Source organism: Clostridioides sp. ES-S-0049-02, from assembly GCF_020658465.1.
Lineage (GTDB): Bacteria > Bacillota > Clostridia > Peptostreptococcales > Peptostreptococcaceae > Clostridioides.
This window is the reverse complement of record NZ_JACVWG010000001.1, coordinates 1,348,544-1,371,825: the sequence shown is the minus strand read 5'-3', so window position 1 is coordinate 1,371,825 and position 23,282 is coordinate 1,348,544. Positions and strand designations below refer to the sequence as shown.

Annotated in this window: 21 protein-coding genes and 2 other annotated features; all 21 genes read left to right on the top strand. The window is 28.9% G+C overall.

Annotated features, from left to right (window positions below; genetic code table 11):
* The first annotated feature begins 109 nt into the window (after positions 1 to 109).
* The 21 genes from IC213_RS06260 to kdpB all read left to right on the top strand — a co-directional run bounded on the left by IC213_RS06260 (position 110) and on the right by kdpB (position 23,278).
* Complete coding sequence (locus IC213_RS06260) at positions 110 to 949, top strand: YihY/virulence factor BrkB family protein (RefSeq protein ID WP_227823762.1); 840 nt, start codon at positions 110 to 112, stop codon at positions 947 to 949.
* A 129-nt stretch (positions 950 to 1,078) separates the two neighbouring features.
* Positions 1,079 to 1,699 (top strand): dihydroxyacetone kinase subunit DhaL, encoded by a 621-nt coding sequence (dhaL, locus tag IC213_RS06255; RefSeq protein ID WP_227831117.1) that lies wholly within the window; start codon positions 1,079 to 1,081, stop codon positions 1,697 to 1,699.
* Positions 1,700 to 1,754: 55 nt separating this feature from the next.
* A complete protein-coding gene (locus IC213_RS06250; RefSeq protein WP_227831116.1) occupies positions 1,755 to 2,756 on the top strand; it encodes a dihydroxyacetone kinase subunit DhaK in 1,002 nt (333 codons plus the stop codon).
* A 23-nt stretch (positions 2,757 to 2,779) separates the two neighbouring features.
* Positions 2,780 to 3,664: a 3-hydroxy-5-phosphonooxypentane-2,4-dione thiolase gene (gene lsrF / locus IC213_RS06245; protein WP_227432997.1), complete on the top strand. Its 885-nt coding sequence runs from the start codon at positions 2,780 to 2,782 to the stop codon at positions 3,662 to 3,664.
* A 44-nt stretch (positions 3,665 to 3,708) separates the two neighbouring features.
* Positions 3,709 to 4,020, top strand: coding sequence for a hypothetical protein (locus IC213_RS06240; protein WP_227432999.1), 312 nt, complete (start codon positions 3,709 to 3,711; stop codon positions 4,018 to 4,020).
* A 116-nt stretch (positions 4,021 to 4,136) separates the two neighbouring features.
* Entirely contained in the window at positions 4,137 to 5,072 is a 936-nt protein-coding gene (locus tag IC213_RS06235) for a sugar-binding transcriptional regulator (protein WP_227433000.1), read from the top strand.
* 148 nt (positions 5,073 to 5,220) lie between these two features.
* Positions 5,221 to 7,053 carry an ATP-binding protein gene (locus tag IC213_RS06230; RefSeq protein ID WP_227862848.1) on the top strand — a complete coding sequence of 611 codons (1,833 nt, stop codon included), beginning with the start codon at positions 5,221 to 5,223 and terminating at the stop codon, positions 7,051 to 7,053.
* An 80-nt stretch (positions 7,054 to 7,133) separates the two neighbouring features.
* Positions 7,134 to 7,374 (top strand) — a binding site (T-box leader).
* Between the two features lie 69 nt (positions 7,375 to 7,443).
* Positions 7,444 to 7,682: a binding site (T-box leader), on the top strand.
* An 84-nt stretch (positions 7,683 to 7,766) separates the two neighbouring features.
* Complete coding sequence (locus IC213_RS06225; protein WP_227433002.1) at positions 7,767 to 8,984, top strand: homoserine dehydrogenase; 1,218 nt, start codon at positions 7,767 to 7,769, stop codon at positions 8,982 to 8,984.
* Positions 8,985 to 9,097: 113 nt separating this feature from the next.
* Entirely contained in the window at positions 9,098 to 9,658 is a 561-nt protein-coding gene (locus IC213_RS06220; RefSeq protein WP_227862847.1) for a hypothetical protein, read from the top strand.
* A 224-nt stretch (positions 9,659 to 9,882) separates the two neighbouring features.
* Positions 9,883 to 11,148, top strand: a complete 1,266-nt coding sequence (hisD, locus tag IC213_RS06215; protein ID WP_227831112.1) for a histidinol dehydrogenase — start codon at positions 9,883 to 9,885, stop codon at positions 11,146 to 11,148.
* A 218-nt stretch (positions 11,149 to 11,366) separates the two neighbouring features.
* On the top strand, positions 11,367 to 12,461 hold the full coding sequence (locus IC213_RS06210) for an ROK family protein (protein ID WP_227823767.1): 1,095 nt from the start codon (positions 11,367 to 11,369) through the stop codon (positions 12,459 to 12,461).
* A gap of 1 nt (position 12,462) precedes the next feature.
* Positions 12,463 to 13,413 carry a BadF/BadG/BcrA/BcrD ATPase family protein gene (locus IC213_RS06205; protein WP_227831111.1) on the top strand — a complete coding sequence of 317 codons (951 nt, stop codon included), beginning with the start codon at positions 12,463 to 12,465 and terminating at the stop codon, positions 13,411 to 13,413.
* On the top strand, positions 13,406 to 14,590 hold the full coding sequence (locus IC213_RS06200; RefSeq protein ID WP_227831110.1) for a hypothetical protein: 1,185 nt from the start codon (positions 13,406 to 13,408) through the stop codon (positions 14,588 to 14,590). Before IC213_RS06205 ends, IC213_RS06200 begins: the two co-directional genes overlap by 8 nt.
* Before the next feature lie 12 nt (positions 14,591 to 14,602).
* Complete coding sequence (locus tag IC213_RS06195) at positions 14,603 to 16,099, top strand: sugar ABC transporter ATP-binding protein (protein ID WP_227862846.1); 1,497 nt, start codon at positions 14,603 to 14,605, stop codon at positions 16,097 to 16,099.
* 24 nt (positions 16,100 to 16,123) lie between these two features.
* Positions 16,124 to 17,074, top strand: a complete 951-nt coding sequence (locus IC213_RS06190; RefSeq protein WP_227433013.1) for an ABC transporter permease — start codon at positions 16,124 to 16,126, stop codon at positions 17,072 to 17,074.
* Positions 17,075 to 17,097: 23 nt separating this feature from the next.
* Positions 17,098 to 18,060, top strand: coding sequence for a sugar ABC transporter substrate-binding protein (locus tag IC213_RS06185; protein WP_227845867.1), 963 nt, complete (start codon positions 17,098 to 17,100; stop codon positions 18,058 to 18,060).
* 368 nt (positions 18,061 to 18,428) lie between these two features.
* Complete coding sequence (locus tag IC213_RS06180) at positions 18,429 to 19,061, top strand: YitT family protein (protein ID WP_227862845.1); 633 nt, start codon at positions 18,429 to 18,431, stop codon at positions 19,059 to 19,061.
* 168 nt (positions 19,062 to 19,229) lie between these two features.
* On the top strand, positions 19,230 to 19,373 hold the full coding sequence (locus tag IC213_RS06175) for a hypothetical protein (protein WP_227823772.1): 144 nt from the start codon (positions 19,230 to 19,232) through the stop codon (positions 19,371 to 19,373).
* Between the two features lie 8 nt (positions 19,374 to 19,381).
* Positions 19,382 to 19,474, top strand: coding sequence for a K(+)-transporting ATPase subunit F (gene kdpF / locus IC213_RS21260; RefSeq protein ID WP_413926919.1), 93 nt, complete (start codon positions 19,382 to 19,384; stop codon positions 19,472 to 19,474).
* A 45-nt stretch (positions 19,475 to 19,519) separates the two neighbouring features.
* The gene (gene kdpA, locus IC213_RS06165) at positions 19,520 to 21,196 is read left to right on the top strand and encodes a potassium-transporting ATPase subunit KdpA (protein WP_255612887.1); all 1,677 of its coding nucleotides are present in this window, start codon (positions 19,520 to 19,522) and stop codon (positions 21,194 to 21,196) included.
* A 24-nt stretch (positions 21,197 to 21,220) separates the two neighbouring features.
* A complete protein-coding gene (gene kdpB / locus IC213_RS06160) occupies positions 21,221 to 23,278 on the top strand; it encodes a potassium-transporting ATPase subunit KdpB (RefSeq protein WP_227831108.1) in 2,058 nt (685 codons plus the stop codon).
* The last annotated feature ends 4 nt before the right edge of the window (positions 23,279 to 23,282 follow it).

Genomic DNA, 23,282 nt, shown 5'->3' with positions numbered 1-23,282 from the left:
TTTCAGCTTTTATTTACTTTATTTTTGTTTAAATAATTATATTATGGTATGAATCTGAGTATAATTAATATTGTATAATGAAATTAATATTAGAGAAAAGGGGATATTTATGTTTGGGATAGATAAGAAATTAATTGAATATATAGTAGCAAAATCTAATTATAGTGAGTTAAGTTCAAAATCAGCAGAAGTATCTTTTTTCTTAATGTTGTCTATATTTCCTTTTTTAATATTTACAATAAGTTCTATAGCATATATACCAGTTCTTCATTTAAATAAATATATAGCCTTATTTAGAAACATGATGCCAGAGAGTGCTTTTGATGTATTATCTTCAATTATAGTTTCTGCAATAGACAATAGAAGTTTAAATTTTTTAGCTGTCAGTTTTGTACTTACGATGTGGACATCTTCAAGGGCAGTAAAAGCACTTATTAAAGGAATGAATAGAGCTTATAAAGTTAAAGAAACTAGGTCTTTTTTTAAAATCTTATCTATATCATTTTTATTTACGATTATGCTTTTGGTATTGATTTTTTTATCTATGATATTTTTGGTTTATGGAGAGAAGATAGGTTATTTTATTTTTAACTTTATAGGATTAGATGAGATATTCATAAAAATATGGGATATTCTAAGATACACTGTAGGTATTGCAACAATAATAGTAATATTTACATTTTTGTATAAGTATACACCTAATAAGAGTTTGACTATGAAAGAATCTGCTCCAGGTGCTATTTTTGCTACGTTTGCTTGGTTTGTAGTATCATTTTTCTATTCTTATTATACAAACTATTATGCTAACTATGAAGTAATCTATGGAAGCATAGCTGAAATAATTGTACTTATGACATGGATATATTTTAGTAGTTGGGTTATTGTTGTAGGTTATGAATTAAATTCAAGATTGTATTTTAGAAAGATAAGAAATGAAATGTTAAAGTAAAATATTAAAATAAAAATTGGTATTTGATATTGCAAATGTAAATTTTGTAAAAACGTTTTCTAAAAATAATTTACATTTGTTATTACATATGATAATATTGAGTTAAGATATTGGTAAGGAGATGATTCAATGTTGTCGACAGTTACATGGAGAAAAATGCTAATAAGTGCAGCAGAAATATTAAAAGAAAATAAGATATATTTATGTGAATTAGATGGTATAGTTGGAGATGGTGACCATGGAGTTACTATAGACAGAATAGCTGATTGTATGAGAAAAAGGGCTCTAGAAGAGCATGATGATGATAGTATAAAATCAATTAATGAAGATTTGAGTACTTTATGTATGAATGTAAATGGAGGGTCAGCAGGACCTTTATGGGGAACTATATTTGAGGGAATGGCTGAAGGAATAGAAGATAAAAAAGAACTTAAAATAGAAGAAGTAAAAGATATGTTTATTGAAGCAAGAGAAAATTTATCTCTTATTTCTACTGCTAAAGTAGGTCAAAAAACACTAGTAGATGCATTATACCCAGCAATAGATGCTATGCATACTATTGAAAGTGACAACATAAAAGATGTTTTTAAAGTGGGTTATGAGAAAGCAGTAGAAGGCGCAGAAAGCACTAAAACTTACATAGCAAAATTTGGACGAGCAAAAAGTATAGGGGAAAGAAGTTTAGGGCATATGGACCCAGGCGCTGTTTCTATATCATTAATGTTTAAAGGTTTATATGACGCATTATAAAAGAGATTAACACAGCAATTAATCAATATAACAAATTTAATAGGGGGAATTTATCATGTCAATGAAAAAATTTATTAACCAACCAGAAGATTTAACTAGAGAAGTTTTAGAAGGTTTAGAACTTTCAAATTCGGAGTTACTAAGAGTTACAGATTCAAATTTAGTGATAAACAAAAAGTTGGAAGAAGAAGACAGAGTAACAATAGTTACTTTAGGAGGAGCAGGTCATGAACCAGCTTTGAGTGGATTTGTTGGAGATGGAATGGTTGATATAGCTGTAGTCGGAGATGTATTTGCCGCTCCAGGACCAAATTCTTGTTTAGAGGCTATAAAGATGGCAGACAAAGGGAAAGGTGTATTATTTGTAGTTCTTAATCATGCAGGAGATATGTTGACAGGAAACCTTGTTATGAAACAAGTTAAAAAAGAAGGATTAAATGTTAGAAAAGTTGTTACTCAAGAAGATATAGCAAATGCACCGAGAGAAAATAGTGATGATAGAAGAGGATTGGTTGGATGTATACCTTTATATAAAATAGCTGCAGGGGCTGCTAAAGAAGGAAAATCTTTAGATGAAGTTGCAGAAATAGCACAAAAATTTGCTGATAATATGGCAACTATAGCTGTTGCATGTAAAGGAGCAACTCATCCATCTACAGGTATGGTAATTTCTGAACTTGGAGAAAATGAGATGGAAATAGGAATGGGGCAACATGGAGAAGGTGGAGGTGGACGTATGGAAATGAAGTCTGCTGATGAAACTGCTGGAATAATGACACAAGCTTTAATAAAGGATTTGGATATCGAAGATGGTGAAAAAGTAATGTTAGTAGTTAATGGTTCAGGAGCTACTACTTTAATGGAAATGTTAATAGTTTATAGAAAGTGCCATAGAATATTACAAGAAAAAAATATAGAAATAGTTTCAAATTGTGTTGGAGAACTTTTGACTACTCAAGAAACAGCTGGATTCCAACTATTTATAGCTAGAATGGATGATGAATTATTGAGATACTTCAATTCACCATGTAATACGCCTTACTTTAAAAAGAATTAGACTAAATTAAAGGGAGATAAAAAATGGCAGATAAAGATGGAATAATATTACCAAAAGATTATGGAATAGGGATAAAACCACCTCAACAAAGTTTTTATTTAAAAGGAATGGACAATGTAGATTGGGGAATGAAAAATAGATTATCAAAGATATTTAATCCTAAAACAGGAAAATCATTGATGTTAGCTTTTGACCATGGATATATAATGGGTCCTACTCAAGGATTAGAAAGATTAGACCTTTCAATACCTGAACTTATAGAAGATGCAGATTGTCTTATGGCTACAAGGGGAGCTTTAAGAACGTGTATAAATCCCACTCAAGATAAAGCTATAGCACTTAGATGTTCGGCTGGTAGTTCCGTACTCAGAGAGGATATGAGTAGAGAGGTTATAGGAGTTGATATAGAAGATGCTATAAGAATGAATGCATCATGCCTAGCTATACAGACATTTATGGGGGCTGAAGGTGAGTGTAAGGCTATAGAAAATTTAGTCAAAACAATAGATATGGGAAATAGATATTCAATACCAGTTTTGGGTGTCGTTGCAGTAGGTAAAGAGATGGAAAGAACTGCAAAATATTTTCTATTAGCCACTAGGATGTTAGCTGAATTTGGAGCAAGTATAGTAAAGACTTATTATTGTGAGGATTTTGAGAAAATAACATCTGCTTGTCCAGTTCCAATAGTTATAGCAGGAGGGAAAAAAGTTCCAGAAAAAGAAGCGTTAGAAATGGCTTATAGAGCTATAAATGAAGGAGCAGCAGGAGTTGATATGGGAAGAAATGTATTCCAATCAGAAAATCCAAAAGCTATGATAAAGGCAATAAAGGCTGTAGTTCATGAAAACAATACTCCAGAACAAGCATACAAGTTATTTGAAGAATTAAAAGAAGAGTATAAGTAGTATAAGTTTAATATATAGGTTTTAATATAATTGGAGGGGAATTTATGGAATTTGTACATATAGGTGTTATAACAGATAAGCCACAAGAGCATGAAGAGTTTAATGAAGAATTGAAGGTGTATATAACAGACCCAAAATACACAGATTTCAAATATGAATATTTAAGATTTGTTGAAGGAAGTCCACTTCCAGAAATAATGCAAAAAAATCCTCATGTTGCATATAAAGTAAAAAATATGGACAAATATCTGAGTGAGAATGAAGTAATTGTAGAACCTTTTAAAGTAGGAGATAACTTAAAATGTGCATTTATAATTAATGGTGGTTTTATAATTGAATTAATGCAAGAATGTTAATAATTAAGCTAAAAAGCCCAGAATTTTTCTGGGCTTTTTAAATTTTTTATACAACTTGACAAATTTTATCTAATGAGATAATTTTATCTTAGAATTAGCTTTGAAAGGATGAAAATATGACTATTGAAAACGAAATGTTGAAATTAGTAGAAGTATCAAAAATGTATTATGAAGATAATAAAACTCAAGCAGAGATTGCAAAAATTTTAGGAGTATCAAGACCATTGATAAGTAAAATGTTAAATAAAGCAAAAGAAATTGGAATAGTAAAGATAGAGATTAGGGAACTATTTTCTAGTAATGATTTGCTGATGAATCAGATGAAAGAGATATTTAACATTAGAGGTGGACTAATAGTACCAGAAGCTAAAACCGAATATATAACTCAACAAACTATACTAAGTCATGGAATAAAATATATAAAAGAAGAATTACCTAAGGTTAGTAATGTCGGTATAGGATGGGGATATACTATAGGTAATATAATAGAAGAAATACAAAAGAGTGAGGATACTTTTACTTTTAAAGGAGAAGTATATCCATTGGTTGGAATGGCTAACATACCAAATAAAGGATATCACCCTAATGAATTAATATCTGTATTTTCAAATAGTACAGGATTTAGTCCTGTATTTTTATATGCGCCTGCATTTCCAACTAGTAGTGAAGAGCGAAATATCTATTTGAAAACTGAAAATTATCAGAGTATGGAGAAAAAATGGGATAATATAGATACAATAATTTTATCTGTTGATAATTATCCTCAGGTTCCAGACCAAGCTACTGCGATTAGATTTGGAAAGAAGCTTACAAAAGAAAAAGCAATAGGTTCCTTTTTATCTTATTATTTTAATAAAGATGGAGAAATAATTAAAAGTGATAGTGATTATGTCATACAAATACCTCTTGAAAAATTAAAAAAGGCAAAAAAAGTAATAGCTATATGTTCAGATTCTAGTATAGATTCAATAACAGGTGCACTGAAGACTGGATACATAACACATGTCATTACCGATGAAAAAAAAGCGACACAAATAATTATAAACAAATAATAAATTACATAAAATTAAATTTATTTGAAAATATTTGTTATGAAATATGTTATAATTAATAGAAAAATGTCATATAATTACTTAAGAAGTATTATTATAAATAACATTGAGAGGTCGTGGTTAGGATATGGATATCCATAATAAATATGTGAATTTTATAAAAAATATACCTGTGCCTTTTTTATACTGTAAGATTATAAGAGAACATGAAGATATAGAATATAGAGTGGAATATATAAGTAAAGGTATGAGTCAAGTATTGAAACTAGAAGAGGGAATTTGTGATAAAGATATATTAGATGTATTACCTATATTTAGAGCAAAAAAATATTCTAAAGAGTTGTTCTCAGATAATATAGATTGTATAAAAAGATATATTCCAGCACTTAAAAATTGGATAAACATAAGAAAACAAATAGTTGGAGATTCGTACGTAGTTTTGTATTTTAGTAAAATAGTATTCGATTATAGACAGATAATCGATTCATTTGATAAAAAAGAAAAATTAGCTTATGTTAAAGATGAAGAAGGAATATATATAGATTGTAGTGAAAATTTAATATCAATATTAAATAACAAAATTAAAACTACAAAAGATATATTTGGAAAAAACGATATAGAAGTATGGGGAGAACGAACTGGAAAATTATTTAGAGATGACTATTTAGAAGGAATATCTAGTAAAAAAAGATTTTTACAAAAACTATTTGAATACGAAGAAACATTTTTTATGGTTGAAAAATATTTCTTATATGATGAAAGTGAACTTTTAGGTACTATAGGAATAATAGATAATATAATATACAGTGGATATAATAATAAAAACTATGATTCAAAAAACTTAATGAAGATGATTGAACATTCAATACCAGAGAATATGTTTTATAAAGATGTATATGGAAATTATATTGGATTTAATTCAGGATTTTTGAATCTAGCATGTATGAATAAAGAAGAATTACTAGGTAAGAATAGTCATAAATTATCAACAGAAGAATCTCTTATAGACAAGATATGTAAAAGTGATAAGGATGTAGTTGAAAATAAAAAGATTGTTACATTTGAATCAAATATGACTATACATAACGAAAATAAATGTATTGAGATTACAAAAAGACCATATTTTGATAGTTATGGTAGTGTCATTGGAATAATTGGTACAGCAAGAGATATAAGTAGAAGAAAAAAACTAGAAGAAGAGATGGATAAAAATAGAATGGAGTTTTTTGCAAATCTATCTCATGAACTTAGAACTCCTATAAATTTAATATCATCTTCATTACAAGTAATAGAAAAGAAAGAGGCAGACTTAATAGAATCAAATGATACTCTAAAAAGAAATCTAGGTATAGTAAAACAAAATGGAAATAGAATATTGAGATTAGTAAATAATGTTATAGATTTTACAAAAATGCAGTCGGGATATTTGGATTTTAAGCCAAAAGAGTCTGATATAATATCATTTGTGGAAGATATATGTATGTCTGTAGCTGATTTTGCAAGTCAAAATAATATACAACTTACATTTGATACAGAAATAGAGGAATTTTCAATGTTATTTGATTCAGAAAAATTGGAAAGAATAATATTGAATTTACTTTCTAATGGAATTAAGTACAACAAAGAAAATGGGAAAATAAATATATTTTTATATGTGAAAGATAATATGTTTGAAATGAAAATATCTGATAGTGGTATAGGTATACCAAAAGAAAAAATAGATAAAATATTTAATAGGTTTGAACAAATTGACAATGAACTTTCTTATAGAGTTAAAGGCAGTGGAATTGGGCTTTCATTAGTGAAATCTTTAGTTGAATTGCATGATGGTAGTATATCTTTAAAAAGTCAACTTGGTGTTGGAAGTGAATTTATTGTCTCGTTGCCAGTTAGAAGCAATAATAGTGAAAAATGCAATTATAAAAGAGAGCTCAGTAGTGAGCTAAGTAAAAAATTAGAAATAGAATTTTCGGATTTATAGATTAAGTATAAAAAATAAAATTAAAAAAACTATTGACAATTTATTTGTAAGGGTTTAAAATAAATTACAATATAATAAATAAAAAAGCGATGAATAGGAAGAGTAAATCTAATTCGATTATCAGAGAGAAAAGTCCATTGGCTGAAAGACTTTTTAAATTAGAGAGATTGAAAACTACCTAGGAGCTACTTTCTGAAGTTATCTATATTAATAGATTTTAGTAAGAATAGTCGTTAACTACGTTAAAGTTTAAAGTGGGTTTTCATAAAAAATGAAAACTAAATTAGGTGGAACCGCGGGAATTATACTCTCGTCCTTATGTTATAAGGATGGGAGTTTTTTGTTATTTAAAATATTATTTGAAAGTATAAAAAGGAATTATAAAAAATTATAAAAGCGATGAATAGGAAGAGTAAATCTAATTCGATTATCAGAGAGAAAAGTCCATTGGCTGAAAGACTTTTTAAATTAGAGGGATTGAAAACTACCTAGGAGCTGTTATCTGAAGTTACTCTAAAAAGAGTTTTAGTAAGATTAACCGTTAACTGCGTTAAAGTACAAAGTGGATTTTGTCAATAATTGACAAAAATCAAATTGGGTGGAACCGCGAGTATAGACTCGTCCCTTTATATAGGGATGGGTCTATTTTTATTACAATAAAAGATTGAAAATTAAAAAAAATCGGAAAATTATAAATTTAGGAGGAAAATAAAATGCAAAATAAAGTGAAAATTGGAGTACTAGGATATGGAACTGTAGGAAGTGGACTTATAGATATAATAGATAATAATAAAGAGAAAAGAAATATAGAAATAGTTGGAATATTAGTTAATAATTTAGAAAAGCATAAAGAAAAAAAATACTCTAATATAATAACTAATAATATAGATGACATATTTGAGAAAGATATAGATATATTAGTTGAAGTTATGGGTGGTTTAGAACCAACACTATCTTATATAAAAAAAGCATTAAATAATAAAATTCATGTTGTTACAGCAAATAAAGATTTACTAGCTGAATGTGGAGATGAACTTGCAAAATTAGCTAGTGAAAATAAAGTAAGTATTAAATTTGAAGCTTCAGTTGCTGGAGGTATACCAGTATTAAAGCCAATAATAGAATCATTAGAAGGAAATAATATAGACAGCATAAATGCTATTTTAAATGGAACTACTAACTTTATATTATCTAAAATGTATGATGAGGATTTGTCTTATGACATGGCATTAAAACAAGCTCAAGAATTAGGTTTTGCTGAAGCAAACCCAGAGTCAGATGTATTAGGATATGATGCTGCTAGAAAGCTATCAATATTGTCAACTCTAGCTTATGATAATAGAGTATACTGGAAAGATGTATATCTAGAAGGAATTACAGATATAGATGAAAAAGACATAGAATATGCTAAAAAACTAAATTGTAAAATAAAATTAATTGGGCAAAGTAAATATGAAAATGATAAAGTAAGTGCATTTGTTAGACCTGTTTTAGTGGAAAAAGATAACATACTTGCTAGAATAGACAATGAGTTTAATGCTGTCATAGTAAATGGAGATTCAGTAGGAGAAGTTTCTTTTGTAGGTAAGGGAGCTGGAAGTCTAGCAACAGGAAGTGCAGTTTACTCAGATGTTATTGATATAATAGATAACAGAGTTTCTAGTATAGATTCTTTTACTAAAGATAGAATACAAGTAAATAAAATAGTTAGAGAAAAATGTGGAGCACTTCTTAGATTTAAAAAATGTAATAAAGATGAAATATTGAATATAGTTGGAAATTGCTTAGTAAACTATGATATTTTAAATGATGATGATGAGCTTGCTATTATGGTTTATGCTGACTCTGAGTATGAAATAAATAACAGTTTATGTCTAATAAAAGACAAAGGATATTGTGAAAAAATGAATAAAATGTTGAAAATAAGCTAAAAAGAAAAGAATATAGGTTTCTATGTAACATATTTTGGAAATTTTAATACTATATAGTATGAGATGAAACAAAACATCTCATAAAAAATTAAAATTAAAAGGAGATATGCTATATGGGAAATAATAAATGTTCAGGAGATTGGTATAGAAGAAGTTATTCTACATCAAGATGGTTCCAAGATGATAATAATTCATGGGATAGAGATAGAGACAGAGATAGAGATAGTGACAGAGACAGAGATAGAGATTGTGACAGAGACAGAGATAGAGATAGTGACAGAGACAGAGACAGAGATAGAGATAGAAATTGTGATAGATTTAGAAGAGAAGCAGAAAAAAGAGAAAGAGAAGCAAGAGAAGCATTCTGTGAAGCTGAAGAAAGAGGAAGAGAAGCAAGAAAATTTGAAAATGAAGCTAGAAAAATGTGGGAAAAAGCAGAAAAATCTTGGAATGAACACTCAGCTTATAATTATCAAGGTATAGAATCTCTAGAAGAGTCTAGAAGATTCTTTGACGAAGGTATGGAATGTGAAGCTAGAAGAAATGGAAACAACCATAATAACCATGATTGTGATAGATGTAGATGTCATAAGTGTAATTGTGACAGATGCAAATGTGACAAATGCAACAAATGCAAATGTGATAGATGTAATTGCAATTGCTGTAGAAGATAAAAAATTTCATTGACAAATTAATAGTTAAAATATATCATATTATGTATAATAAAGAGAAAATTCAGAAAGATTAACTGAAATATAAGTATAGTTATTAGACAAATAGTGCTCAGTCAGTGAGGTGAGTACAATATGATTAAACTCCTATCCTCTAGTTATTGATAGAGGGTGGGAGTTTTTATTTATTGCTAGAATGATAACATTATAAAACTAGGAGGGAAAAGATGAAGATTATAAAAAAATCAAATATAAAAGAAAAGGTAGATGAAAAAATACTAAGAGAAGAAGTAAGTTCTATAATAGAAGATATAAGAAATAATAAAGAGACTGCGTTGAAAAAATATAATGAAATGTTTGATAAAAACACAAGAGATGAATTCAGAGTTACTGAAGAAGAAATAAAAGAAGCCTACAAACATGTAGATGAGGAGTTTATAAACAATTTGAAAATTGCTGCTAAAAATATAAGCGAATTTGCAAAAGCCCAAAAGGCTAGTTTCGAAAATTCTTTTGAAAAGGAAATCTATCCAGGCGTTATTTTAGGTCAAACTAATATTCCTATAGAGTCATGCCTTGCATATGTTCCAGGTGGACAATATCCTTTATTTTCAACAGCTCTTATGCTTATAATACCTGCAAAAATTGCAGGAGTAAAAAGAATAGTGGCATGTTCACCAACTATGAAAAACACTAAAAATATAAATCCTAAAACATTAGTAGCTATGGATATAGCAGGAGCTGATGAAATATATGCAACTGGAGGAGTTCAAGCTATAGCAGCATTTACATATGGTACAGAAAAGGTTAAACCTGTTGATATAATTGTAGGACCAGGAAATAAGTTTGTAACAGAAGCTAAAAGACAATGCTATGGGCAAGTCGGAATTGATTTTGTAGCTGGTCCAAGTGAAGTTCTTATAATAGCTGATGAAACTTCAAATCCAGTCTATATTGCAGCTGACTTGTTGGCACAATGTGAGCATGATTTAAATGCAAGAGGTATATTATTAACTGATAGTTTAGAAATAGCACAAGAGGTTGAAAAAAATATGAAAATCATGTTAGAAAATTTACCAACAAAAGATATTGCATATAATTCATGGAAAAATAATGGTGAAATAATACTGGTTGATGATATAGATGAAGCAGTAAAAATAAGTAATTTTTATGCACCAGAACACTTAGAAATAGCAGTAAATAAATATGAAGAAATTTGTGATAAACTAACTAACTATGGCTCATTGTTTATTGGAAACTTATCTGCTGAGGTATTTGGTGATTATGTTTCAGGTACAAATCATACACTACCAACATTAAAAGCATCAAGATATACTGGTGGTGTTTGGGTTGGTACTTTTATAAAAACTTGTACAAAGCAAATATTAAATGAAAAAGCTATAGAAGTATTAGCTCCTGTTGCAGAGAAGCTAGCAAAAGAAGAGGGATTATATGCACATGCAAAGGCAGCAGAAGTTAGATTTAAGAAGTAGATAAAGAGAGTTTTAATTGTTATAAAAATATATACTGCAGTAAAAAATAAAATTTTAGAAACAATTATTTATATTATAGTTGAGAATTTAAAAGAAATAAATTTAGAAATAACCTATTTTAAATTTATTTCTTTTTTATTGGAATAATATTGACAAATTTAACCTGTAACTATTATACTAAACTTAATAAATAAAGTTTATAAAGTAAGGTGTTGTTTATGAAAAATATAGTTGGAAAGCCACAAACGATAAAAAAAGTAAATGAAGACTTAATAAAAAATATTATAAAAAATGATGGACCTATAACAAAGCCAGAAATTTCAAGCATTACTGAATTGAGTTTAGCAACAGTTAATAAAATTGTAGAACAATTAGCTTTGAAAAATGAAGTTAAAGTAAGTGGATTAAATGAATCTACTGGAGGAAGAAGAGCTCAACTATTTGAAATAAATGCAGACTTAGAACATATAATAGCCTTGTATTATTATAGAAACAGCTGTATAGGAGTAGTTGCAAATTTATTAGGTGAAATAACTTATCAAGAAGAGTTCAATATAAGAATGGATACATATGAAAACGTTAACCACGATACTTTTTTTGTTATAGATACTTTGATTGAAAAAGTAAGGGGAAACAATATAAGAGCGATTGGAATTGGTGTTCCAGGAGTTGTAAAAAAAGGTGTAGTCAAAAACATTCCAACAATAAAAAGTTGGGAAGGTATAGATTTAGAAAATTTAATAAAGAGTAAATATAACACTAAAGTATTTATAGAAAATGATACAAATATTACCACTATTGGAATTTATCAAAAACAGTACAAAGACGAATATAAAAATATGGCACTTATGTATTTAGATGATGGTATTGGCTCAGGTATAGTTATAAATGGTGAATTATATCTAGGTTCTACAAATTTTGCTGGTGAACTAAGCTATCTAAATATAGAGTTTAGCAAGTATAACTATGATAACTTAAATATTGAAGATTACATTATGAGTTTAAGAAAAAGATATTTAAAGAGCAAAGATAATAAATTTAAGAAAGAAATTTTATCTATAATATCAAATTTTGTAAGGACTCTTGTTTGTGTTTTAAATCCAGAAGCTATGATTATACAATGCAATATATTAACTAAAAGTGACATGGAATTTATAGAAGAAGATGTAAATAAAAGTGTTGGAGGAGAAAATTTCCCTAGACTAATAAAAGTGGAGTCATTGAGAGAGGGAAGTATAAATGGGGTAATTAGTATGTGTTTAAAAGAAACTGACTACCAATATTCCCTATCTAATAAAAAAGGAGGATATTAATGTGAAATATTTGATTTCAATAGATGGAGGGGGAACAAAAACAAAATTTTGTGTAAGTGATTTAGATGGAAATATACTTAAAGAACATACTACTGGTTCAACTAATTATAAGTCAGTTGGAGTTCAAAAAACATATGAAAATATTAATAATGGATTTGAGAAAATATTAAAAGATTTACATATTGACTATAACGATATTGAGTACACTGTATTTGGTATATCTGGATGTGATTCTCCAAATGATTATAATATTATAATGGATGAAATATTAAAAGTTGGGTTTAACAAAGAAAAAATATATTTAGTAAATGATGCAGTTTTAGCCTTTTATGCGCAAACTGATGCTCCTGGCTTAGTAATTGTAGCTGGTACAGGTTCAATTGTATTAGGAATTAGGGAAGATGGAGACATATATAGAGTCGGTGGATGGGGATATAATTTTAGCGATTTGGGTTCTGGATATGATATAGGAAGAAAAGTACTAAAGAAAGTTTTACTTTATTGTGATGAGTGCCATGAATATAGTGATTTATTCGATTGTGTTTTAGATTTCTTTAATGCAGATAGCTTTAAGAAACTTACATATATGATTACTGAAATAAATAACAATGTTGAAATAGCAAACTTAGCTTCATTAGTGATTGATTGTGCTGAACGAGATGATAAATTAGCTATTGAAATACTGAGAGAGTCATCAATTGAACTGTCCAAATTAGCTCAAGTAATATTAAGTAAAATATCTAATTCAATGAAAAATAATAAAAGTGAAATAGATATAGTTTTATCTGGTGGTACATTAAACAAAACTATATATGCTCAAATGTTAATGGACAACTTAAGGGAAGAAAATACAGATAAAAAGTTAAAATTTATACTTCAAGAAAATCAGCCAGTATATGGAGGTATAAGACTTGCTATGGCGTTAGCTAATAGGAGGATCAAACATGGATAGGAAAAAAATAGTTGTACAAATCTTTACAGGTGGATTCAAAAATAAAGAAATAAAATTTAATGATATAAAATGTAAGCTATTAGAATTAATGGAATGTATTGATGTAGAAAAAGTCATTATGGGTTGGAGTGTAGACAAAGAACTATATGTAAAAACTAAAAAACTTTTAAAAAAATATAATGTTGAATTATATCTTTGGTTCCCATGTTTTTCGGAAGTAGGATTACTTGAAAAAAGTAATCTATTAGTTGATTATACTGGAAAAGAAGTTAAAGGATATGCATTACAAGAAGATGAAAACTTTGAATTTTATTGTCCAAATAGTAAGGGAAATATAGAAAACATAAAGAAAATATATAGTACTTATTTTAGTGAAATTGAGTTTGATGGAATTTTTTTAGATAAGATAAGGTATGGCTCTTTTTCTAATAAATTAAATGGTGTTTTTAATTGTTTTTGTAAAGATTGTTTAGATATATATGAAAAAAATAATATTGATAAAAGGTCATTAATGATAGAAATGGATAATGTATCTAATGAAGTTATAGTTAGTGAAGATACTCCATTTGGTATAACAGAATACATTAATGGAAAATACAAATTTAAAAATAAAATATGGGAAGATTTTTTTGAAATGAAAAGTCAAAATATATATAACGCACTAGTGGATATAAGTAGTTATTTTAAAAGTAAAGGATTGAAAATAGGGATAGACACTTTTTCCCCTTTTATCTCTTACTTTGTAGGTCAAGATTTAGAAAAATTACAAGAAGTAGCAGATTTTATAAAACCAATGATGTATAGAATTACTAAAGCTCCAGCAGGTTTGCCATTTGAATTTGAAAGATTAATTGATGAATCAGTACATGAAAATAAAGAGATTGCAAAAAGAAATTTATTAGATATTTTAGGAATTAGAGAGTATGAAGGAGATATATATCCTATAAAATTTGTGCTAGAGGAAATCGATTTTATAACAAAAAATCTTGTCAAAGATATATATGTAGGTATTGAAATAAATAAAAAAGAAATTATAGCTCCTGTTACACCTAAATATATAAGTGAAAATATTTCAAACATAAATAAGACAACAGTAAAAGGGTATGTACTATCTTGGGATTTGTTATCAGCACCAAAAGAAAATATTGATGAAGTTATAAATTGGTTTAGGAATTAGTGAGGTGATATAGTGAGTAAGATACTAAAAATGCAACAAATATATAAAAGTTTTGGAAAGGTAGACGTTTTAAATGGTATAGATTTTGAACTAGAAAAAGGAGAAGTAAGAGCCCTTTTAGGAGCTAATGGAGCAGGAAAATCTACACTTATTAAGATTCTAGGAGGAGTCCATTCTCAAACTAAAGGTAAAGTGATTTTAGCTGGCAATGAAATAATGTTTAAAAACCCACATCATTCTAAAGAAAATGGTATTAGTATAATTTATCAAGAATTAAGTTTAATACCAACTCTTACAGTTATTGAAAATATTTTTTTAGGTAGAGAGACTTTAAAAGGAATTGTGTTTTTAAATAAGAAAGATATGCTAGAAGAATACATGAAAATTTGTGAAGATTTTGACTTTAATATAGACCCACATGTAGTAGTGTCTAATTTGAGTGTAGCAAATCAACAAATGGTTGAGATAATGAAAGCAGTTTCATGTAATTCTGAAATCATCATAATGGATGAACCTACAACATCACTTACTAATAATGAAAAAGAAGGATTATTTAAAATAATAAACAGATTGAAATCTAAAGGTAAGACTATAGTTTACATTTCTCATATACTAGAGGAAGTTTTTAAAATATGTGATAGTGCAAGTATAATGAAAAATGGAACTATGATTGGAACTTATGATGTAAAAGATTTAACTAAATTAAAAATAACTCAACTTATGACAGGAAATGATAATCACAAACTTATTGAGAAGAAGGATTATACATTCGCAAAATATGAAGAAGCTCCTGTATTAGATGTTAAGAATGTAAGTTGGTCTAATAAAATAAAAAATGTTTCATTTAAAGTTTATAGAGGTGAAGTTGTAGGTCTTGCAGGTCTTGTGGGTTCAAGAAGAACTGAAATTATAAATTTAATATTTGGGATAGATAATAAAGATAGTGGAGATATATTTATTAATGGTAAAAATGTAGATATAACTTCTCCTAAAGTTGCTATAAAAAATAAAATAGGGTTAATCCCTGAAGATAGAAAAAATCTTGGGCTAATTTTGGAACAAGCTATATATACTAATTCGGCATCAGTACAAATTGATAAATTTAAGAAATTCTTGTTTATAGATAAAAATAGAGAAATTGAGTTTTCTAAAAAGGGTGTCAATGAACTAGGAATAAAAGTTAGTGATGTAAAACAAGAAGTAAAAGAACTTAGTGGTGGAAATCAACAAAAAGTAGTAGTCTCTAAATGGTTAGACAAAGACTTAGATTTAATAATATATGACGAACCAACAAAGGGAATAGATATTGCTGCAAAAGAAGATATTTTTAATACAATAAAAGAATTTTCAAGTAAAGGGATAGGAGTAATCTTTATATCTTCTGATTTGGAAGAAGTAATAAGAGTAAGTGATAGAATTTTAGTGACAAGAGAAGGTTCTATTGTGGATGATTTAAAAAATGAGAATATAAAAGTTCAAGATATAATGAACAGTATATTTAATGTATAAAAGAAATGAAAATGGAGGACTGAGATGAAAAAAGCTTTTGAGAAATTGAATTTAAGAGATTATGGAGTATTACTAGGTTTTTTGGCTTTATGTATAGCGATAAGTGTTGCAACTCCATCATTTTTAGGTAAACAAAATATACTTAATCTTTTGCGACAATCTTCTATAATTGGAATAATTTCGGCAGGTATGACTTTTGTTATAATATCTGGAAACTTTGATATATCAGTTGGGGCAGTAGCAGCTCTTGCAGGTGCTATAACGATGAAATTTGCGACTGGTGGAACCAATTTATTTGTATCTATGCTTTTAGGTATAGCAATTTGTGCAGTAATAGGACTAATAAATGGGATAGTAGTTGCAAAGATAAATGTACCATCGCTAATAGCTACTATGGCTATGGTTACTATTGTAAGAGGATTGCTTTTGATGCTTACAGGAGGATATCCAATTACTGAAAATATACCAATACTCGATTATATTGGAAATGGATATTTATTTAATATACCAATACCAGTAGTAATTTTCTTTATAGTAGTACTAGTTGCATTTATTGTACTAAATAAAACTAAGTTTGGTAGATATGTTTATTCTGTAGGAGGTAATCAAGAAGCAAGTAAACTCAATGGTATAAATGTGGATTCCCATAAAATAAAAGTATTTATTATTAATGCTGTACTTGCAGGAATAGCTGGGATTGTACTAACTGGAAGACTTGGAACGGCAACTGCGATTGCAGGTGAAGGCTATGATATGGATGCTATTGCATCTGTTGTAATCGGAGGGACATCAGTAGCAGGAGGCTCTGGCTCTGTACTTAAAACTGTTATAGGTGTGTTACTTATGAGTGTTATAAACAACAGTTTTAATCTTCTTGGAATAGATGTATATTTCCAATACATATTTAAAGGTTTAATAATTTTAGCAGCAGTTGGATTTGATTCTTATAGCAAGAAAAAGCTTGCTTCAAGATAAAAAATAAGAGGGGGAAATTTTTTATGAGAAAATTAATGAAACATTTAGCATTATTACTATCACTTGCTATGATATTCAGTTTAGTTGGATGCTCAAATGATAGTGGAAAAGGAAAAGATGGAGAAAAAAAGATAGCCGTATTGTTGCCAGGTTCAACAGGTTATTTTGTAGCAACTAAACAAGGTATAGATGCAAAATCTAAAGAATTAGGTGTAAATGTAGAATATGCAGATGCTCAATGGGATGCTAGTAAACAATTATCACAAGCTGAAGATTTTATGGCTAAAGGAGTAGATATGATTGCATTATGTGGAGTTGATTCTGCTGTAAGCGAGAGAATAGTTAAGGCTGCTAATGATTCAGAAGTTCCTATAATAGCATTTACAAATTCTATAGGAAGTAACTCAACTGGAGAATTTAAAGGCTTAGTTACCTATATAGGGCAAAATGAGGAAGAAACAGGAGCATTAACAGGTAAAATTGCTAAAAACTTATTAGGAGAAGCTGGTGGAAAAGCTGTATTAATAGAAGGTGTTCCAGGAACTACTCCACAAGTATTAAGAAAAAAAGGTCTTGAAAAAGAGTTAAAAGATAGTAACATACAAATAGTTTATAACCAAACTTCAAATTGGGAGAAAGAGCAAGCCTTAAAGGTAACAGAAGATTTAATTCAAAAGAAAACTGATTTTAATGTTATAATATGTCAAGATGATAACTCTGCTACAGGAGCAGGACAAGCTTTAAAAGATGCTGGTCTTAAAGATAAAGTTAAAGTTATAGGTTTAGGTGGAAGTAAAGACGGATTAAAAGCTGTAACTGATGGGTTAATAGATGGTACAACTTATATGTCTGCTGTTGAAGAAGGTGCATTAGTTATAGAAAAGGCATCTAATTTCCTTAAAGGCGAAAAAGTTGAACCTGTTACACAAATTAAACAAGTTGAAGTCAACAAGGATAATATTTCAGAATTTAAGGGTGAATGGTAAGATATTACATACATTAAAATTGAGAGAGTTACTTTATATAGTTTCTAAAGTAACTCTCTCTTTAAATCCAACCTAGTAATAAGTTATTGGATAGTATTTCTAAACAAATAAAAAATTAATATAAACAAAGACTTATTTATACTAAATTATAAGTCAAATTAATATAAACTTATGTAAAATGAGAAAACATTTAAAGTATTGAAAATACTAAGGTTCAAAAGAATTATTAAAAAAACATAAAAAAACATAAAAAAACTATTGAAAAAAATAAAAAAATTTTGTATAATTAAAGTTTTAAAAAGTGTGGTATACAAAGCCAATTCTTTTGTATATAATATATATAAATTAAGAAAAAGGAAGGGATATGTATGGCCAGGCGGTTATTTTTAGAAAGAATTGGACTTATATTATTAGGTTCAGCAATATTAGCATTTGGAGTTTATAATTTTTACTATCTAAACAACATAACAGAAGGTGGAGTGTTAGGTATTTTACTACTGTTAAAAAATTTATTCAACATACAACCAGCAATAGCAAATATTGTAATTGATGGTTTACTACTTTTAGTAGGATATAAATTTTTCGGTAAAAAATTCCTAATATATTCAATAGTAGCTTCTATAAGTTTTTCAGTATTATATGATTTATTTGAAGCTATAGGACCTCTTGTACTACAATCACAAAATATGCTTTTATCAACTATTTTGGCAGGTATAACTGTAGGAGTAGGAGTAGGGATAATAGTAAAAGCAGGTTGTGCATCGGGAGGAGACGATGCTTTAGCATTAGTAATTTCTAAGACTACATCTTTGAACATAGGGCAAGTTTATCTAGCAACAGATGTTATTGTATTGTTGTTATCATTAGTTTACCTATCCGCATTTGATATTTTTTATTCTTTAATTGCTGTTACGATTAGTGGTAAAGTAATTGATTTTATTTACTATCATGGTAAAAATTTAGATATGGATATGAGTAATGAAATAGTTCCAGAATGTTAATATAAACTAAATAACAGTATTTTTGAAAGGTGGCAAACTTGCCTCCTTTTTTTATGTCTAAATTAAGTAGAGAAGAGCTAATTTTATATTTATGCAATACTAATCAATAATAGATGTATCTTAACCCTATCTTTATACCTAAAATGATAAGATAAATGAAGTAGCAATATGAAACCAAAACGTATCAAAGAAACTAAAGTAAATGGAGGAGTCGAAATGTTAGATATAGTGATGATAGTGTCACTGGCTATAGGATTTATTTCCATGAAGTTGCTTGCTGGCTGGTGTGGGAAACAAACTGAAAAAAAATAATGTAATGTATGGAGGTATTACCTATGTGGTTTCTGGCAGTTGTAATTGTAATGTTGATAGTATATTTGGTGTATGCGCTTATTAATCCTGAAAAATTCTAAATAGTATAGAGGTAATAAGCAAGTTGAATTGGGGGGAAAATTTTTATGGTACAGATAGTAATAGTATTGGCGATATTTATGGTTTTAGTAATACCTATGGGTAAATATTTATATCATATATCCACTAATCAAAAAACATTTGGAGATAAAGTGTTTGATAAAATAGACAATGGAATATATAAGGTATGTAGCATAGATAAGAAAAAAGAAATGAATTGGAAGCAATATGCTTTAGCTTTATTAGTTACAAATGCAGTCATGGTGTTTATAGGATATGTAATACTTAGAACTCAGAGCATGCATATTTTTAATCCTAATGGAATTAAAGGTATGGAACAAAGTTTATCATTTAATACAATAATAAGTTTTATGACAAACACGAATCTTCAACATTACTCAGGTGAAACAGGGCTTTCATATCTTAGTCAAATGACAGTGATAATATACATGATGTTTACATCAGCAGCAACAGGATATGCAGCGGCCATGGCATTTGTAAGAGGGTTAGTAGGCAAAAAGAAAACATTAGGCAACTTTTATGTAGATTTAATTAGAATAACAACAAGAGTACTTTTACCAGGGGCTTTAATTGTTGGTATTATATTAGTTACACAAGGAGTACCACAAACTTTTGCTGGTACAGAAACAGTAACTACTATAGAAGGAAAACTTCAAGATATAGCTAAAGGTCCTGTGGCAGCACTTGAATCAATAAAACACTTAGGAACAAATGGAGGAGGATTTTTTGGTTCAAATTCATCACATCCATTTGAAAATCCAACAATAATATCAAATATAGTAGAGATGTTATCTATGATGATATTACCAGGAGCTTGTGTTGTTGCATTTGGACATATGATAAAGAATAAAAAACAAGGCTGGGTTGTATTTGGTGCAATGTCAATCATATTTTTAATAGGTTTAGTGGTTTGTTTTAGAGCAGAAAGTGCAGGAAATCCTATCTTATCACAATTAGGACTTAATCAAAGCATGGGAAGTATGGAAGGTAAAGAAGTTAGATTTGGTATAGCTCAATCAGCATTGTTTACGACAGTGACGACTTCCTTTACAACTGGTACAGTTAACAACATGCATGATACTTTAACTCCTCTAGGAGGATTAGTACCACTTTTAAATATGATGTTAAATGTCGTATTTGGTGGTAAAGGTGTAGGTCTTATGAATATGCTAATGTACGCTATAATAGCAGTATTTTTATGTGGATTAATGGTAGGAAGAACACCAGAATTCTTAACTAAGAAAATTGAAGGAAAAGAAATGAAGCTTATAGCTTTACTTATTATATTACATCCACTTTTGATACTTATGTTCTCTGGACTTGCAGTAGCATTACCAGCAGGTCTTGAGGGAATTTCAAATCCTGGATTCCATGGATTATCACAGGTTTTATATGAGTTTGCATCTTCAGCAGCTAATAATGGCTCAGGATTTGAAGGTTTAGGAGATAATACTATGTTCTGGAATATAACAACAGGTATAGTTATGTTTTTTGGAAGATATGTGTCTATTATAATATTACTTGCAATATCAAGTTTATTAGCATCTAAGAACTCTGTAAATGAAAGCATAGGAACACTTAGAACTGATAATTTCACATTTACAATAATTTTAGTATTGGTTGTTTTAATTGTTGGTGCTTTAACATTTTTCCCAGCCTTAGCGCTTGGACCTATTTCAGAGCATCTAGTATTATGGCACTAAAAAATTGGGAGGGAGTAAAATTTTATGGAAACTAAAAAAACAAAGTTTATTACAAAAGATATTTTCAAAACTTCCATTATAGAAGCTTTTAAAAAATTAAATCCTAAATATATGATGAAAAATCCAGTTATGTTTGTTGTAGAGATTGGATTTATAGTAACTTTGATACTTACAATAGTACCTAGTTTGTTTGGAGATGAAGGTAATAACTTAAGAGCTTATAATGGGATTGTAACAATAATACTATTTATAACTGTTCTTTTTGCAAATTTTGCTGAAGCTGTAGCTGAAGGTAGAGGAAAAGCACAAGCAGATACATTAAAGAAAACTAGAAAAGATACAGTTGCAAGAGTTTTAGATAAATTAGGAAATGAAAAAATGATAAGTGCAAGCGAGCTAAAACAGGGAGATATTGTTTTAGTCAATGCAGGAGAAGTTATTCCAAATGATGGAGAAGTAATAGAAGGTATAGCTTCTGTGGATGAGTCAGCAATAACTGGAGAATCTGCACCTGTTATGAGAGAATCTGGAGGAGATTTCGCTTCTGTTACAGGAGGAACTACAGTTGTAAGTGACTGGCTAAAAATAAAAATAACAACAAAACCAGGAGAATCCTTCTTAGATAAAATGATAGCTCTTGTAGAAGGAGCTTCAAGACAAAAAACACCAAATGAAATTGCTTTAAATACTTTATTGGTGGGATTAACACTTATATTTATGGTTGTTTTAATCTCTCTTTATCCAATGGCAAATTATGCAGGTGTAAAGATTCCAATTTCTACTATGATAGCACTTTTGGTGTGCTTAATACCAACTACGATAGGTGGATTATTGTCAGCTATTGGTATTGCAGGTATGGATAGAGTAACTAGATTCAATGTTATTGCAATGTCAGGAAAGGCAGTGGAAGCTTGTGGTGATGTTGATACTATGATTTTGGATAAGACAGGTACTATTACTTATGGAAATAGACTTGCATCAGAATTTATAGCAGTTGGAAATGCAGATTCAAAAAATTTAATAAACTATGCTGTTATGTGCTCATTAAAAGATGACACACCAGAAGGAAAGTCTATAGTTGATTTAGGGATAAAACTAGGTTCAACAGGAAAAACAAAAGAGGCCGAAGAAGCTGAGTTTGTAGAATTCTCTGCACAAACTAGAATGAGTGGTATAAATTTATCTGATGGAACAGCTATTAGAAAAGGGGCTTATGACAGTATAATAAATCGAGTAAAATCTTCTGGTGGATTAGTACCAGACGATTTAGAAGAAAGTGTGAATAGAGTAGCAAAATTAGGTGGTACACCTCTAGTAGTGTGTGTCGATAATGAGATATACGGTATTATCTACTTAAAGGATACAGTAAAATCAGGTCTTGTAGAAAGATTTGCTAGACTTCGTGAGATAGGAATAAAGACAATCATGTGTACAGGAGATAATCCTTTAACAGCAGCCACAATTGCAAGAGAGGCTGGAGTAGATGGATTTATTGCAGAATGTAAACCAGAAGATAAGATAGAGGCAATAAAAAAAGAACAATCTGAAGGTAAAATAGTTGCTATGACAGGGGATGGAACAAATGATGCTCCTGCACTTGCTCAAGCAGATGTGGGTCTTGCTATGAATAGTGGTACAACATCTGCAAAGGAAGCAGCAAACATGGTAGATTTAGATTCAGACCCAACTAAAATATTAGAAGTGGTTGAAATAGGAAAACAGCTTTTAATAACACGTGGTGCTTTAACAACATTCAGTATAGCAAATGATATTGCAAAATACTTTGCAATTATACCAGCTATATTTACCCTTGCAATACCTCAAATGGAGATATTAAATATAATGAAGCTTTCTACATCATTTAGTGCGATATTATCAGCTTTAATATTTAATGCTATAATTATCCCATGTTTAATACCTCTTGCTATGAAAGGGGTAAAATATAGACCTATGAAATCGCAAGCTATGCTAATGAGAAATATGCTTATTTTTGGTCTTGGTGGGGTTATAGTACCATTTTTAGGAATAAAAGTAATTGATTTATTAATTACACCTTTAGTAATGGTTCTTAATTTAGGTTAATAAA